This is a genomic window from Kitasatospora sp. SolWspMP-SS2h (genome assembly GCF_003259315.1).
In the GTDB taxonomy this organism is placed as follows: Bacteria; Actinomycetota; Actinomycetes; order Streptomycetales; family Streptomycetaceae; genus Kitasatospora; species Kitasatospora fiedleri.
Genome location: NZ_QLLT01000015.1, coordinates 90,183 through 104,881, shown reverse-complemented (window position 1 = coordinate 104,881; position 14,699 = coordinate 90,183). Strand labels below are relative to the sequence as shown.

At 67.9% G+C, this 14,699-nt stretch carries 24 protein-coding genes; all 24 read right to left on the bottom strand.

Annotation, left to right across the window (positions count from 1 at the left end; genetic code table 11):
* Positions 1-96: 96 nt before the first annotated feature.
* The 24 genes from K353_RS19920 to K353_RS19805 all read right to left on the bottom strand — a co-directional run bounded on the left by K353_RS19920 (position 97) and on the right by K353_RS19805 (position 14,460).
* On the bottom strand, positions 97-756 hold the full coding sequence (locus tag K353_RS19920) for an adenylate kinase (protein WP_111554925.1): 660 nt from the start codon (positions 754-756) through the stop codon (positions 97-99).
* Entirely contained in the window at positions 756-2,063 is a 1,308-nt protein-coding gene (gene secY / locus K353_RS19915) for a preprotein translocase subunit SecY (protein WP_111554924.1), read from the bottom strand. The genes K353_RS19920 and secY overlap by 1 nt, the downstream gene beginning before the upstream one ends.
* A 261-nt stretch (positions 2,064-2,324) precedes the next feature.
* Positions 2,325-2,777, bottom strand: a complete 453-nt coding sequence (gene rplO, locus K353_RS19910; RefSeq protein WP_370447625.1) for a 50S ribosomal protein L15 — start codon at positions 2,775-2,777, stop codon at positions 2,325-2,327.
* A 2-nt stretch (positions 2,778-2,779) separates the two neighbouring features.
* Positions 2,780-2,962, bottom strand: coding sequence for a 50S ribosomal protein L30 (gene rpmD / locus K353_RS19905; protein ID WP_014136270.1), 183 nt, complete (start codon positions 2,960-2,962; stop codon positions 2,780-2,782).
* On the bottom strand, positions 2,962-3,582 hold the full coding sequence (rpsE, locus tag K353_RS19900) for a 30S ribosomal protein S5 (protein WP_014136271.1): 621 nt from the start codon (positions 3,580-3,582) through the stop codon (positions 2,962-2,964). Before rpsE ends, rpmD begins: the two co-directional genes overlap by 1 nt.
* A gap of 48 nt (positions 3,583-3,630) precedes the next feature.
* A complete protein-coding gene (rplR, locus tag K353_RS19895) occupies positions 3,631-4,014 on the bottom strand; it encodes a 50S ribosomal protein L18 (RefSeq protein WP_014136272.1) in 384 nt (127 codons plus the stop codon).
* Positions 4,015-4,017: 3 nt separating this feature from the next.
* Positions 4,018-4,557: a 50S ribosomal protein L6 gene (gene rplF / locus K353_RS19890; protein WP_100837835.1), complete on the bottom strand. Its 540-nt coding sequence runs from the start codon at positions 4,555-4,557 to the stop codon at positions 4,018-4,020.
* 22 nt (positions 4,558-4,579) lie between these two features.
* Positions 4,580-4,987, bottom strand: a complete 408-nt coding sequence (gene rpsH / locus K353_RS19885; protein WP_100837834.1) for a 30S ribosomal protein S8 — start codon at positions 4,985-4,987, stop codon at positions 4,580-4,582.
* A gap of 268 nt (positions 4,988-5,255) precedes the next feature.
* Positions 5,256-5,441, bottom strand: a complete 186-nt coding sequence (locus K353_RS19880) for a type Z 30S ribosomal protein S14 (protein ID WP_008747480.1) — start codon at positions 5,439-5,441, stop codon at positions 5,256-5,258.
* A 3-nt stretch (positions 5,442-5,444) separates the two neighbouring features.
* Positions 5,445-6,014, bottom strand: coding sequence for a 50S ribosomal protein L5 (gene rplE / locus K353_RS19875; RefSeq protein ID WP_030457412.1), 570 nt, complete (start codon positions 6,012-6,014; stop codon positions 5,445-5,447).
* The gene (rplX, locus tag K353_RS19870) at positions 6,014-6,325 is read right to left on the bottom strand and encodes a 50S ribosomal protein L24 (RefSeq protein ID WP_033214113.1); all 312 of its coding nucleotides are present in this window, start codon (positions 6,323-6,325) and stop codon (positions 6,014-6,016) included. The genes rplE and rplX overlap by 1 nt, the downstream gene beginning before the upstream one ends.
* Before the next feature lie 15 nt (positions 6,326-6,340).
* On the bottom strand, positions 6,341-6,712 hold the full coding sequence (gene rplN / locus K353_RS19865) for a 50S ribosomal protein L14 (protein ID WP_030300391.1): 372 nt from the start codon (positions 6,710-6,712) through the stop codon (positions 6,341-6,343).
* 102 nt (positions 6,713-6,814) lie between these two features.
* Positions 6,815-7,087, bottom strand: a complete 273-nt coding sequence (rpsQ, locus tag K353_RS19860; protein WP_014136278.1) for a 30S ribosomal protein S17 — start codon at positions 7,085-7,087, stop codon at positions 6,815-6,817.
* Positions 7,087-7,311 (bottom strand): 50S ribosomal protein L29, encoded by a 225-nt coding sequence (gene rpmC / locus K353_RS19855; protein WP_014136279.1) that lies wholly within the window; start codon positions 7,309-7,311, stop codon positions 7,087-7,089. The genes rpsQ and rpmC overlap by 1 nt, the downstream gene beginning before the upstream one ends.
* The gene (gene rplP, locus K353_RS19850; protein WP_030457415.1) at positions 7,311-7,730 is read right to left on the bottom strand and encodes a 50S ribosomal protein L16; all 420 of its coding nucleotides are present in this window, start codon (positions 7,728-7,730) and stop codon (positions 7,311-7,313) included. The genes rpmC and rplP overlap by 1 nt, the downstream gene beginning before the upstream one ends.
* A gap of 5 nt (positions 7,731-7,735) precedes the next feature.
* Positions 7,736-8,572 carry a 30S ribosomal protein S3 gene (rpsC, locus tag K353_RS19845; protein ID WP_100837833.1) on the bottom strand — a complete coding sequence of 279 codons (837 nt, stop codon included), beginning with the start codon at positions 8,570-8,572 and terminating at the stop codon, positions 7,736-7,738.
* Entirely contained in the window at positions 8,572-8,919 is a 348-nt protein-coding gene (gene rplV, locus K353_RS19840; RefSeq protein WP_099899927.1) for a 50S ribosomal protein L22, read from the bottom strand. Before rplV ends, rpsC begins: the two co-directional genes overlap by 1 nt.
* Positions 8,920-8,978: 59 nt before the next feature.
* Complete coding sequence (gene rpsS / locus K353_RS19835) at positions 8,979-9,260, bottom strand: 30S ribosomal protein S19 (protein WP_014136283.1); 282 nt, start codon at positions 9,258-9,260, stop codon at positions 8,979-8,981.
* An 11-nt stretch (positions 9,261-9,271) separates the two neighbouring features.
* Positions 9,272-10,108: a 50S ribosomal protein L2 gene (rplB, locus tag K353_RS19830; protein ID WP_111554922.1), complete on the bottom strand. Its 837-nt coding sequence runs from the start codon at positions 10,106-10,108 to the stop codon at positions 9,272-9,274.
* 44 nt (positions 10,109-10,152) lie between these two features.
* Entirely contained in the window at positions 10,153-10,470 is a 318-nt protein-coding gene (rplW, locus tag K353_RS19825; RefSeq protein WP_099899929.1) for a 50S ribosomal protein L23, read from the bottom strand.
* Positions 10,470-11,147: a 50S ribosomal protein L4 gene (rplD, locus tag K353_RS19820; protein ID WP_100837831.1), complete on the bottom strand. Its 678-nt coding sequence runs from the start codon at positions 11,145-11,147 to the stop codon at positions 10,470-10,472. The genes rplW and rplD overlap by 1 nt, the downstream gene beginning before the upstream one ends.
* Positions 11,148-11,152: 5 nt before the next feature.
* Positions 11,153-11,800 carry a 50S ribosomal protein L3 gene (gene rplC, locus K353_RS19815; RefSeq protein WP_111554921.1) on the bottom strand — a complete coding sequence of 216 codons (648 nt, stop codon included), beginning with the start codon at positions 11,798-11,800 and terminating at the stop codon, positions 11,153-11,155.
* Between the two features lie 14 nt (positions 11,801-11,814).
* A complete protein-coding gene (gene rpsJ, locus K353_RS19810; protein ID WP_012785157.1) occupies positions 11,815-12,123 on the bottom strand; it encodes a 30S ribosomal protein S10 in 309 nt (102 codons plus the stop codon).
* Between the two features lie 426 nt (positions 12,124-12,549).
* Positions 12,550-14,460, bottom strand: coding sequence for a hypothetical protein (locus tag K353_RS19805; protein ID WP_146616516.1), 1,911 nt, complete (start codon positions 14,458-14,460; stop codon positions 12,550-12,552).
* Positions 14,461-14,699 lie beyond the last annotated feature (239 nt).

Genomic DNA, 14,699 nt, shown 5'->3' with positions numbered 1-14,699 from the left:
TTCTGAATTCGGACTGCCCTCCACCGTACGACGCACGAGACGGCCGGGCCGCCCGCTTCGGGGCGACCCGGCCGTCTCGCGCGACGCCGTGCGGCGTCAGGCGCTCTTCTTCTGCTCCAGGGCGGCGACCGCGCGCTCGGTCACCTCGTCCACCTTGCCGAGGGCGGGGATGGTGACCAGCAGGCCCTGCTCCTGGTAGTAGCCGATGATCGGCTCGGTCTTGGAGTGGTACTCCTCCAGCCGGACCCGCACGGCCTCCTCGGTGTCGTCCGAGCGCTGGTACAGCTCGCCGCCGCACTCGTCGCAGACGCCCTCGGTCTTCGGCGGGTTGTACACCACGTGGAACACGTGGGCGCCGTCGTTGCGGCACAGCCGGCGGCCGGCGATCCGCTTGACGACCTCGTCCTCGGAGACCTCCAGGTCCAGCACGCCGTCCAGCGCGATGCCCTGCTCGGCCAGGAAGGCGTCGAGCGCCTCCGCCTGGCCCAGGTTGCGCGGGAAGCCGTCCAGCAGGAAGCCCTTGGCGGCGTCCGGCTGGAGCATGCGGTCCTTGGCCATCCCGATGGTGACCTCGTCGGGCACCAGGCGCCCGGCGTCCATGTAGGACTTCGCCTCGACACCCAGGGGGGTGCCCTGGCTGATGTTGGCACGGAACAGGTCACCGGTGGAGATGTGGGGAATGGACAGGGTCTTGGCCAGGACGTGCGCCTGAGTACCCTTCCCGGCCCCGGGGGGTCCGACGAGGACGATTCGCATCAGCGGAGGAACCCTTCGTAATTGCGCTGCTGGAGTTGGCTCTCGATCTGCTTCACAGTTTCGAGTCCGACACCGACGACGATGAGCACGGAGGTGCCGCCGAACGGGAAGTTGGTCTGCTGTCCGAAGGCGACCAGGGCGACCATCGGGATCAACGCGATGAGGCCCAGGTAGAGGGAACCCGGCCACGTGATGCGGGTGAGCACGTAGTTCAGGTACTCGGCCGTCGGTCGGCCGGCCCGGATGCCCGGGATGAAGCCACCATACTTCTTCATGTTGTCCGCAACTTCTTCGGGGTTGAAGGAGATCGCGACGTAGAAGAAGGCGAAGAAGACGATCAGCACGAAGTAGGTCGCCATGTAGACCGGGTGGTCGCCCTTGACGAAGTGGCTCCGGATCCAGATCGCCCAGCCCGCCTGGGAGTTGGTCAGCTGCACCACCAGCGCCGGGATGTACAGCAGCGAGGAGGCGAAGATGACCGGGATGACGCCAGCCTGGTTGACCTTCAGCGGGATGTAGGTCGAGGTGCCGCCGAAGGACCGGCGGCCCACCATCCGCTTCGCGTACTGCACCGGGATCCGGCGCTGGGCCTGCTCGACGAAGATGACCAGGCAGACCACGATGATGCCGACCGCGATGACCGAGGCGAACTCGCCCCAGCCGTCCAGCAGCTTGCCGGACTGCTTGATCGCCCACATCGAGCCGGGGAAGCCCGCCGCGATCGAGGTGAAGATCAGGATCGACATGCCGTTGCCGATGCCGCGGTCGGTGATCAGCTCGCCCAGCCACATGATCACGGTGGTGCCGGCGGTCATGATGATGACCATGGTGGCGATCCGGAAGATCGACTGGTCCGGCACGATGTTGTTGCCCTCGGCGCAGCCGGAGAACAGCGCGCCGCTGGAGGCGGTCGCCAGGATGCCGGTGCCCTGGAGCACGGCGAGGGCGATCGTCAGGTAGCGGGTGTACTGGGTGATCTTCGCGGTGCCGGCCTGCCCCTCCTTCTTCAGGGCCTCCAGCCGCGGGATGACCACGGTGAGGAGCTGCAGGATGATGCTGGCCGTGATGTACGGCATGATGCCGAGCGCGAAGATGGTCAGCTGCAGCAGCGCGTTGCCGCTGAACAGGTTGACCAGCCCGAACAGGCCTTCCTTCTGCCCGTTGACGCACGCGTGGACGGCCTGGAAGTTGATTCCGGGCATGGGGACGTGGGCGCCCAGCCGGAACAGCACCATGATGCCCAGCGTGAACAGCAGCTTCTTGCGCAGGTCGGGCGTCTGGAACGCCCGCGCGAACGCACTGAGCACGGTGCCTCCTGCGCCTCCCGCGCGTCGTCGGCGGAAGGGTCGGTCCTGATGTGGGGAAAGGGAACTTCACGGACTCTAACAGTGCCCGGGTCCCGGAAAGAAGCGCGTGCGGCCGCTCCCCCACTCACGGGGTACGGCTTGCCCGGGTTTGACACACAAATACGGAGCCGGGGCTCCGGCCGGAACGGCACCGGGCCCCGGCCCCCCTTTCGCAAGAGGGGCGCGGGGCCCGGTGTCGTTCCGTGCGTCGGATCTACCGCGTCAGAGCAGTTCGGTGACCGAACCGCCGGCCGCGGCGATCTTCTCGGCCGCGGAGCCGGAGACGGCGTCGACCGTCACCTGCAGCGCCACCGCGATGTCGCCCTGGCCGAGGACCTTGACGAGCTCGTTCTTGCGAACGGCGCCCTTCTCGATCAGGTCGGCCACGGTGACCTCGCCACCGTTCGGGTAGAGCTCGGCCAGCTTGTCCAGGTTCACGACCTGGAACTGCTTGTGGGCCGGGTTCTTGAAGCCCTTCAGCTTCGGCAGGCGCATGTGGAGGGGCATCTGGCCACCCTCGAAGCGCTGCGGAACCTGGTAGCGGGCCTTGGTGCCCTTGGTGCCACGACCTGCAGTCTTGCCCTTGGAGCCCTCACCGCGACCAACACGGATCTTGTCCTTCTTGGCACCCGGGGCGGGCTTCAGGTTGTGGAGCTTGATCGGCGAGTCCGTCATGATCAGTCCACCTCCTCGACCGTGACGAGGTGGCGAACGGTGTGGACCATGCCGCGGATCTCCGGGCGGTCCTCCTTCACCACGGTGTCGTTCAGCCGCTTCAGGCCGAGCGAACGCAGGGTGTCACGGTGGTTCTGCTTGCTACCGATGTACGACTTGGTCTGGGTGACCTTCAGGCGAGCCATCAGGCACTCACCCCAGCCGCACGGGCCCGGAGCAGCGCGGCCGGGGCCACGTCCTCCAGGGGCAGGCCACGGCGGGCGGCGATCTCCTCGGGGCGCACGAGGCCCTTCAGAGCGGCCACGGTGGCGTGCACGATGTTGATCGCGTTGTCCGAGCCGAGCGACTTCGACAGGATGTCGTGAACGCCGGCGCACTCGAGGACGGCGCGCACCGGGCCACCGGCGATGACGCCGGTACCGGGGGACGCCGGCTTCAGCAGCACGACGCCGGCGGCCTTCTCGCCCTGGATCGGGTGCGGGATGGTGCCCTGGATACGGGGGACCTTGAAGAAGTTCTTCTTGGCCTCCTCAACACCCTTGGCGATGGCGGCCGGAACCTCCTTCGCCTTGCCGTAACCGACACCCACGGTGCCGTCACCGTCGCCCACCACGACCAGCGCGGTGAAGCTGAAACGACGACCACCCTTGACAACCTTGGCGACACGGTTGATCGCGACGACGCGCTCGACGTAGGCGGTCTTCTCGGCGACGGGGGCGCCGCCCCGGTCGTCACGCTTGCGGTCGCGCCGCTCGCCACCGGTGCCGCCGCCGGCGCCGCTACCGCGGCGCTGGGGTCCAGCCATTGGAATTACCTCTCTCGTTTACGTCCGTCGACAGGGTCGACGAGCGGCTTAGAAGTCGAGCCCGGACTCGCGGGCCGCGTCCGCCAGGGCGGCGATGCGGCCGGCGTACCGGTTGCCCGCGCGGTCGAAGACGACCGACTCGACGCCGGCGGCCTTGGCGCGCTCGGCGACCAGGCTTCCGACCTTCTTGGCCAGCTCGGTCTTGTCGCCCTCGGTGCCCTTGATGGACACGTCGAGGGTGGACGCCGACGCCAGGGTGTGACCCTTGGCGTCGTCGATGACCTGGGCGACCATGTGGCGGTTCGAACGCGTCACGACGAGGCGCGGACGCACCTCGGTGCCGACGACGCGCTTGCGAACGCGAATGGCGCGGCGCTTGCGGGCGGCGTTCTTGTAGGCGTTGCCCTTGCCGATCTTGACAGAGACGCTCATCGCTTACTTACCACTCTTTCCGACCTTGCGGCGGATGACCTCGCCCGCGTACTTGACGCCCTTGGCCTTGTACGGGTCGGGCTTGCGCAGCTTGCGGATCTTCGCGGCGACCTCGCCGACCTTCTGCTTGTCGGTGCCGTCCACGTGGAACTTGGTGGGCGTCTCGACGACGAAGGAGATCCCCTCCGGCGCGGTGACCAGGATGGGGTGGCTGTAGCCCAGCGCGAACTCCATGTCGGAGCCCTTCGCCGTGACTCGGTAGCCGACGCCGCTGATCTCCAGCGACTTCCGGTAGCCCGCGGTCACGCCGGTGATCATGTTCGCCACCAGCGTGCGCGACAGGCCGTGCAGGGCCTTCGACTGACGCTCGTCGTTGGGGCGGGTGACGAGCAGCGTGCCGTCCTCGCCCTTGCCGATCTCGATCGGCGCGGCGACGACGTGGGTGAGCGAACCCTTGGGGCCCTTCACCGAGACCGTCTGGCCGTCGATGGTGACGTCCACACCAGCGGGAACCTGGATGGGCAGCCGTCCAATGCGCGACATTGCTGTACCTCCGTTTCCCGAATTACCAGACGTAGGCGAGAACTTCTCCGCCTACGCCCTTCTTGGCGGCCTGCTTGTCGGTGAGGAGGCCGGAGGACGTGGAGATGATCGCCACGCCCAGGCCGCCGAGCACCTTCGGCAGGTTGGTGGACTTTGCGTACACACGCAGACCCGGCTTGCTGATGCGCTTGATGCCGGCGATGGAACGCTCGCGGTTGGGGCCGAACTTGAGCTCGATGGTCAGCTTCTTGCCGACCTCGTTCTCGGCGGGCTCCTCAACCTTGTAGGAGGAGATGTACCCCTCCTGCTGCAGGATCTCGGCGACGTGCGCCTTGATCTTGCTGGCCGGCATCGCCACGGAGTCGTGGTACGCCGAGTTCGCGTTACGCAGACGAGTGAGCATGTCTGCGATGGGGTCGGTCATGGTCATGGATGGCCTCAGGCCTCTCCCGCCGTGGTTTCTCCGCGCCAGGTCCCCCTCCGCGCACTCGCTGGAGTGCGAAAGGGGCACAAGCGCAGGGGACCTGCGACGTAGTAAGACTGGGTGTGTGCGGACCCTCGGATGAGGGCCGCGGATCGCCCCGGAGGGGACGCCGCAGCAGGGGCCCGACCCCAACACCTTACGGGATCCCCTGCGGGAACCCAAAAGCGTCGAGGTCGGGCACGCTGCTCGCCGATGTCAGAACGACCGGTAGTGACTACCAGGAGCTCTTGGTCACGCCCGGCAGCTCGCCGCGGTGCGCCATCTCACGGAGGCAGACACGGCAGAGGCCGAACTTGCGGTACACCGAGTGCGGACGGCCGCAGCGCTGGCACCGGGTGTACGCCCGGACGCCGAACTTCGGCTTGCGCTCGGACTTAGCGATCAGGGCCTTCTTCGCCATGGCTCACGCCTCCTTGAACGGGAAGCCCAGAGCGCGCAGGAGCGCCCGGCCCTCATCGTCGGTCTGAGCGGTGGTCACGACGGTGATGTCCATACCGCGCTGACGGTCGACCTTGTCCTGGTCGATCTCGTGGAACATGACCTGCTCGGTCAGACCGAAGGTGTAGTTGCCACGGCCGTCGAACTGCTTGGGCGAGAGGCCGCGGAAGTCACGGATACGCGGCAGCGCCAGCGACACCAGACGGTCCACGAACTCCCACATGCGGTCACCGCGGAGGGTGACGTGGGCGCCGATCGGCTGACCCTCGCGCAGCTTGAACTGCGCGATGGACTTGCGGGCCTTGGTGACGGCCGGCTTCTGACCGGTGATCGCGGTCAGGTCCTTGATGGCACCCTCGATCAGCTTGCTGTCACGGGCGGCCTCGCCGACACCCATGTTGACCACGACCTTGACCAGGCCGGGGATCAGCATGACGTTCTCGTACGAGAACTGCTCGTGCAGCTGACCCTTGACCTCGGAGAGGTACTTCTCCTTGAGGCGGGGGGTCACCTTCTCAACAGTCGTCTCAGACATCAGATGTCCTCACCGGTCCGCTTGGCAACGCGGATCTTGTTGCCCTGGTCGTCAAAGCGGTAGCCGACGCGGGTGACGACCTTCTTGCCGTCCTTCTCCACGACCAGCTGGACGTTGGAGACGTGCACCGGGGCCTCGACGGTCACGATGCCACCCTGGGTGCCGGGGCCCGGCTTGGTGTGCTTCTTGACCCGGTTGACACCCTCGACCAGGACCTTGTTCTCGGCGGGGATGGCCTGGATGACCTTGCCCTGCTTGCCCTTGTCCTTGCCGGTGATGACCTGGACCAGGTCACCCTTCTTGATCTTCATGCTGTTCGCCATGGGTCAGAGCACCTCCGGCGCCAGCGAGATGATCTTCATGAACTTCTTGTCGCGCAGCTCGCGGCCCACCGGGCCGAAGATGCGGGTACCGCGGGGGTCGCCATCGGTGTTCTTGAGAACCACCGCGGCGTTCTCGTCGAAGCGGATGTACGAACCGTCCGGACGACGGCGCTCCTTGACGGTGCGAACGACGACGCACTTGACGACGTCGCCCTTCTTCACCGAACCGCCGGGGATCGCGTCCTTGACGGTGGCGACGATGACGTCCCCGATACCGGCGTAGCGGCGACCGGAGCCACCGAGAACGCGGATGCAGAGAATCTCCTTGGCACCCGTGTTGTCGGCGACGCGCAGTCGCGACTCCTGCTGGATCACAGCTTTCTCCTGATCGTCAACAAGTGTTGACGGGCCGGCCGCTGCTCACACCCGCGCCCCTGGGGGCCTGGTGCACATACGGCCGTACCGCGAACAACCTTGTTACTTGGCCTTCTCGAGGATCTCGACGACGCGCCAGCGCTTCGTCGCGGACAGCGGCCGGGTCTCCATCAGGAGGACACGGTCGCCGACACCGCACGCGTTCTGCTCGTCGTGCGCCTTCAGCTTGTTGGTACGGCGGATGACCTTGCCGTACAGCGCGTGCTTGACGCGGTCCTCGACGGCGACGACGACGGTCTTGTCCATCTTGTCGCTGACGACGAGACCCTCACGGGTCTTGCGGAAGCCGCGCGTCTCGTTGGTGTTCTCAGTCATCAGGCGTTCTCCACCGTCTCGATGCCCAGCTCGCGCTCGCGCATCAGGGTGTAGATCCGCGCGATGTCCTTACGGACCAGCCGGAGCCGTCCGTGGTTGTCGAGCTGCCCGGTCGCCGCCTGGAAGCGGAGGTTGAACAGCTCCTCCTTGGCCTCACGGAGCTTGGCAACGAGGCCCTCGTTGTCCAGTTCGCGAAGCTCAGCAGCCTTGGTAGCGGCCGACATCAGCTCTCACCGTCCTCGCGCCGAACGATCCGGCACTTCATCGGAAGCTTGTGCGCGGCGCGGGTGAGCGCCTCGCGAGCAATCTTCTCGTTCGGGTACGACAGTTCGAACATGACCCGACCCGGGTGCACGTTCGCGATCCACCACTCCGGCGAACCCTTACCGGAACCCATGCGGGTCTCGGCCGGCTTCTTGGTGAGCGGGCGGTCCGGGTAGATGTTGATCCAGACCTTGCCGCCACGACGGATGTGACGGGTGATCGCGATACGAGCGGACTCGATCTGGCGGTTCGTCACGTAGGCCGGGGTCACGGCCTGGATGCCGAACTGGCCGAACGCCAGCTCGGTGCCACCCTTGGCCGCGCCGCGGCGCTTCGGGTGGTGCTGCTTGCGGTGCTTGACCCGACGGGGGATCAGCATTGCGGTCAGGCCTCCGTTCCGGTGTTCTCAGCGGCGGCCGGAGCCTCCACCGCGGCGGCCGGGGCCTGGGCCTCGGCAGCGGCGGGACGACGGCCACGGCCACCGCGCTCGCCACCACGGCCACCGCGCTCGCCACCGCGGGCGGGACGGCCGCCCTCGGGACGGGCCGGGCGGTTGCCGGAGCGGGCGGCGGCGTTCTCAGCGCGGACCTCGGCGATGTTCTTGACGTCGCCCTTGTAGATCCAGACCTTCACGCCGATGCGGCCGAAGGTGGTCTTGGCCTCGAAGAAGCCGTAGTCGACGTTCGCGCGCAGGGTGTGCAGCGGCACACGGCCCTCGCGGTAGAACTCCGAACGGCTCATCTCGGCGCCGCCGAGACGACCGGAGCACTGGACCTTGATGCCCTTGGCGCCGGCCTTCATGGTCGACTGCATGCTCTTGCGCATGGCGCGACGGAAGGAGACGCGGGAGGACAGCTGCTCCGCGACGCCCTGGGCCACGAGCTGGGCGTCCATCTCGGGGTTGCGGACCTCGAGGATGTTCAGCTGGACCTGCTTGCCGGTCAGCTTCTCCAGCTTGCCGCGGATCTTGTCGGCCTCCGTGCCACGGCGGCCGATCACGATGCCCGGGCGGGCGGTGTGGATGTCCACGCGGACGCGGTCACGGGTGCGCTCGATCTCCACCTTCGAGATGCCGGCGCGCTCCATGCCCTGCGTCATGAGACGCCGGATGGCGACGTCTTCCTTGACGTAGTCCTTGTACAGCTTGTCGGCGTACCAGCGGGACTTGAAGTCCGTGCTGATGCCGAGGCGGAACCCGTGCGGGTTAACCTTCTGGCCCATTACCGGGTCCCTTCCTTGCTGCTGACGACCACGGTGATGTGGCTGGTCCGCTTGCGGATCCGGTAGGCACGGCCCTGGGCGCGCGGACGGAACCGCTTCAGGGTCGGGCCCTCGTCAACGTACGCCTCGGAGATGTAGAGGTCGTCCGTGTTGGAGTGGTTGTAGTTGTGCGCGGCGTTGGCGATGGCGCTGTTGAGCACCTTGCCGACCGGCACGGTGGCGGCCTGCGGAGCGAAACGCAGGACCGCCTGGGCCTCCGTGGCCGGCAGGCCACGGATGAGGTCCACCACGCGGCGGGCCTTCATGGGCGTGACGCGGATGTACCGCGCCTGGGCCCTGGCTTCCATGGTTGTCCCCTTAATGGAGTAAGTCACTTTGTCGTTCTGGCGCTACAGCTCGGAAGCGATTAGCGACGCTTCGACTTGCGGTCTTCCTTCACGTGCCCCTTGAAGGTGCGCGTGGGGGCGAACTCGCCGAGCTTGTGGCCGACCATCGACTCGGTGACGAACACCGGGACGTGCTTGCGGCCATCGTGAACCGCGATCGTGTGGCCGAGCATGGCCGGCGAGATCACGGAACGACGGGACCAGGTCTTGATGACGTTCTGCGTGCCCGCCTCGTTCTGCACGTCCACCTTCTTCTGAAGGTGGTCGTCGATGAAGGGGCCCTTCTTGAGACTGCGCGGCATCTGACCTGCTCCTAGCGCTTCTTGTTGGTCTTGCGGCGGCGCACGATGAGCTTGTCCGACGCCTTGTTCGGGCGACGGGTGCGGCCCTCGGGCTTGCCCCACGGCGAGACCGGGTGGCGACCACCGGAGGTCTTACCCTCACCACCACCGTGCGGGTGGTCGATCGGGTTCATGGCCACACCACGCACGGTCGGGCGGACGCCCTTCCAGCGCATACGGCCGGCCTTGCCCCAGTTGATGTTCGACTGCTCGGCGTTGCCGACCTCGCCGACGGTCGCGCGGCAGCGCGCGTCCACCAGGCGGATCTCACCGGAGGGCATGCGCAGGTGCGCCATGCGGCCCTCACGGGCGAGCAGCTGAATGCCGGCACCCGCGGAGCGGGCCAGCTTGGCGCCACCGCCGGGACGGAGCTCCACCGCGTGGATGGTGGTACCGACCGGGATGTTGCGCAGCGGCAGGTTGTTGCCCGGCTTGATGTCGGCGCCCGCGCCGTTCTCGATCCGGTCACCCTGCGCGACGCCGCGGGGGGCGATGATGTAGCGCTTCTCGCCGTCCGCGTAGTGCAGGAGCGCGATGCGCGCGGTGCGGTTCGGGTCGTACTCGATGTGCGCGACCTTGGCCGGCACGCCGTCCTTGTCGTGACGACGGAAGTCGATCAGACGGTAGGCGCGCTTGTGACCGCCACCCTGGTGGCGAGCGGTGACACGACCGGCGTTGTTACGGCCGCCCTTGCTGTGCAGCGGGCGAACCAGCGACTTCTCCGGCGTGGACCGCGTGATTTCGACGAAGTCGGCCACGCTGGAGCCACGACGGCCCGGCGTAGTCGGCTTGTACTTGCGGATACCCATTTCTGTCCTCGTCCTTTACGACGATCGCGGTCCCTGACGCAACGTCAGGAGACCGGACCACCGAAGATGTCGATGCGGTTGCCCTCGGCCAGCGTCACGATCGCGCGCTTGGTGTCCTTGCGCTTGCCGAAACCGGTGCGGGAGCGCTTGCGCTTGCCCTGGCGGTTCAGCGTGTTCACGGCCTCGACCTTGACCGAGAAGACCGCCTCGACGGCCTGCTTGATCTGGGTCTTGTTGGCACCGGGAGCCACGACGAACGTGTACTTGTTCTCGTCGAGGAGCGAGTAGCTCTTCTCGGAGATGACCGGCTTGATCAGGACGTCACGGGGGTCCGTGAACGTCTTGGAGGTGATCTCGCTCATCAGGCGGCAGTCCCTTCGAGCTCGCCCTCAGCAGCAACGGCCTTGGCGGACGCGGCCGGACCGGCCACGAAACGCTCGAAGGCGGCCTGGGTGAAGACCACATCGTCGGAGACGAGCACGTCGTAGGTGTTCAGCTGGCCGGCGTCCAGGATGTGCACGTTCGGCAGGTTGCGAGCGGACAGGATGCCCAGCTCGTCCTCGCGCTCGACCACCAGGAGGAGGTTCTTGCGCTCGGAGATCTTGCCGAACAGGACCTTGGCGGCCTTGGTCGACGGAGCCTCGGTCGCGGTCACGCCGGTCACGACGTGGATGCGCTCGTGGCGGGCCCGGTCGGTGAGCGCGCTGCGCAGGGCGGCGGCGATCATCTTCTTCGGGGTCCGCTGCGAGTAGTCGCGCGGCACGGGACCGTGCACGACGCCACCACCGGCGAACTGCGGGGCGCGGGTCGAGCCCTGGCGGGCGCGGCCGGTGCCCTTCTGGCGGTACGGCTTCTTGCCGCCACCGCGGACCTCGCCACGACGCTTGACCTTGTGGGTGCCCTGGCGAGCCGCGGCGAGCTGCGCCACGACGACCTGGTGCATCAGCGGGACGCTGACCTTGGCGTCGAAGATCTCGGCGGGCAGCTCGACGCTGCCGGCCTTGTCGCCGGCCGGCGACAGGATGTCAATGGTGCTCATATCCTTCACAGCCCCTTCGCCGCGGTGCGGACGAGGACGAGGCCGCCGTTCGGACCCGGGATCGCGCCCTTGATGAGCAGCAGACCCTTCTCCGCGTCGACCGCGTGCACGGTCAGGTTCTGGGTGGTCACGCGCTCGTGACCCATCCGACCCGCCATGCGCATGCCCTTGAACACGCGGCCCGGGGTGGCACAGCCACCGATCGAGCCGGGCGAGCGGTGCTTGCGCTGGGTGCCGTGACCGGCGCCGAGGCCCTTGAAGTTGTGACGCTTCATGACACCGGCGAAGCCCTTGCCCTTGGAGGTGCCGGTCACGTCGACCTTGACACCCGCCTCGAACAGCTCGGCGGTGATCTCCTGGCCCAGGGTGTACTCGGACGCGTCCGCGGTACGGAGCTCGACCAGGTGGCGGCGGGGGGTGACACCGGCCTTGGCGAAGTGGCCCTGGAGGGGCTTGTTCACCTTGCGGGGGTCGATCTCGCCGAAGCCGATCTGGACGGCGTCGTAGCCGGCCGGGCTGTCGGCGGTGTGGACCTGGGTCACGACATTGGGCCCAGCCTTGACGACGGTCACCGGGACGACCCGGTTGTTCTCGTCCCAGACCTGGGTCATGCCGAGCTTCTCGCCCAGGATGCCCTTCATCTGCTTAGCCATCTTCGGTGCGCCTCTCAGAGCTTGATCTCGATGTCGACGCCCGCCGGCAGGTCGAGACGCATCAGCGAGTCAACCGTCTTCGGCGTGGGGTCGAGGATGTCGATCAGACGCTTGTGAGTGCGCATCTCGAAGTGCTCGCGCGAGTCCTTGTACTTGTGCGGCGAGCGGATGACGCAGTACACGTTCTTCTCAGTGGGCAGCGGCACCGGGCCCGCGACCTGCGCACCAGTACGGATCACCGTCTCGACGATCTTCTTCGCCGAAGAGTCGATGACCTCGTGGTCGTAGGCCTTGAGCCGGATGCGGATCTTCTGTCCCGCCATGGCTACTTCGTAGTCCTTTGTGTCGTACGTTGCCGCACGGCCTCTCCTCCGACCCCCGCGCTCGGGCGTGTCGCCCTTGCGCCTGCAAAAACCGGCGAGACATCTCGTCGGTCCGAACTGCTGGGGTGGGGTGAGCCGGGCCGGTACCCCGCACACGCTTCCCGGAAGATTCCCGTACTTTCGCCCCGCAGCTGCCGCGGTGTCGCTTACACACCACTGCACCCACACACAGCACGTGGGCACATGAACGGCCATTCACGGGAACGACGAGTACATGGGACTCGCTTCCGGTCCTCCCGGCGGGAGGCGCGCAGCATCGGTACTCAACCGAGCAACCCGGACATCCTGCCACAGAAAGCGGGCCGTACGCCAATCGGCCCCCGACCGGGTCACCTGGTCGGGGGCCGATCGGCCGGCGGTCCGGGCCTACCGGGTGCCGGACTTCGTCGCGGACGGCTTGGCGGACTCCGCGGACCCGGCCGGCTCAGAGGGCTTCGCGGAGCCCTCCGTCCCGGCTGCGGGCCCCGACGGGCTCGGCGACTCCGAGGGCTCGGGCGCCGGGGCCGGCTTGGTCGACAGGTCGTCGAAGGGGGCCTTGCGGCCGCAGATCGTGGGCCACTCGGCCGCGACGATCCCGGCGCACCAGAGCACGCCGTCGTCCGGGTACTGGCTGCGGTCCTTGACCTCGTGCACCACGCAGTCCCCGTTCGGGGCGTACTTCGGGCACTTGCCGTCCGGCTTCTGCAGCAGGTGGGCGCGCCAGGCGTCCATGCCCATGGTGTTCTTGGCCGGGTCCTCCGGCATGTACCGGTTGATCGACCAGCCGGCGCCCATCGCGCCGAACACCGCGATCACGCAGACCATGCCGGCCGCGACCTGCCTGACCACCCGGCGCGGGATCGCCCCGGTCGCCGCGTCCCGCACGGCGAGCACCCGGTCGCCCCAGTTGCTCCCCCGGTTGACCAGAGCCATCAGGCCGAGGACCGCCATGATCATCAGGCAGTACATGATGATCCAGGTGGTCCGCGGGTACAGCTGCACCGCCCGGTCGTGCGACATCTTCCCCGCGTAGTAGAAGCGCAGCAGCCAGGAGCCGATCAGCACCGCGGCCGCCACCCGGACGGTCAGCTGACGCAGCGCCAGGCCCAGGGCCAGGCCGGTGCCGAACAGCAGCAGCACCGAGATGCCGCTCTGGCCGGCGAGGTCGCCGGTGCCGGGCCAGGTGTCGTACGTCAGGTCGCCGCTGCGGTCGGAGACGAAGTTCAGCACGTAGGACGGGTCGGCGTAGACCGCCAGGAAGGCGTACCGGTCGGGGACCGAGCCGCTCGCCTTGGCCAGTTCGTAGAGCAGCGGGGAGCCGACCACGGCGAAGCCGGCGGCGGCCCCGGCCAGGTACAGCGCGGTCCGCAGACGGGCCGTCCGGCCCCGGCGCCAGGGGAAGCAGAACAGCGCCAGCACCAGCACGCCAGGCGCCGCCCAGAGGAACCAGCCGGAGTACCAGAGGAACAGCGCGCCGAACACCGCGCCGAAGGCCAGACCGAGCAGCAGCGCCGTGCGCGGCCGGCGTGCGGGGGCCCGGCCCATCGCGCGGAAGAACGCCACCAGCACCGGGACGAGCATGACCATCACGATGTGGCTGTACGGGCGGATCGGGTCGAGGAAGACCACCGAGGCGGGCAGCGCGATCAGCAGCGCCCAGAACGGGCGCAGCACCAGCCGCCAGGACAGGTACGCCATCGGGCCGAACAGCGCGGTGAACAGGATCTGCAGGTCGTGCAGGGCGAAGCCGGCTCCGGTGCGGCCGCCGTAGAACAGCTCCGACCAGAGGGCCATCGCCATCGGGAAGCCGGGCGGGTAGACGCCCGGCAGTCCCTTGCCGTCCATGATCGTGGTGGCCATCGCCATGATCACGCCCGGGTCGCCCTCCTGGCCGCCGAGCGGCCACGGGGTACCGCGCAGCGCGATCACCACGCCGCCGGCCACCACGCCGGTGGCCAGACCCGCGAGAACAGCGCAGACCAGGCGCTTGACCAGTTGGTGGCGGAGTGCGCTGCCGCGGTAGGCGGTGAAGAGCAGCACGGCCAGCACCGGCAGTCCGAGGACCGCCACGTACTCCTGCAGCTTGGCGAGACCGCTGACCTGGCCGATCCGGTTGATCGGGTTGACGACGATCCGGGTGCACAGCAGCGTGTAAACGCCTGCGGCGCCCACGCTCACGGCCGCTTCTGCCGCCGGTGCCACCCAGCGCCGCTGCCACCAACGCGGGCTGTCGTCGCCACTCCTGGTGGACGCGTCCTCCAACGTTCCACCGGTCGGATCGGAGACCAGATTCGTCATCGAGTTCCTTCGGTCTCGCGGGTGCCGCCGACACCCGCTCGGACGACGCGTGACGTCGTCCCGTCTGTTCGTGGCCTGACCTGCCGGGCAGCCCGGCGGGCACGGAGGACCCGGGGATTGGCCTTCGTGACGGAGCCCCCGGCCGCTGGTCGGGTTCGCCCGAACGACGTGCCAGCCCCGCGAGCATACTTCCACCTGCCGTCCGGATCGGACCGCACCCGGCCCGGGAGCGGTCGCAC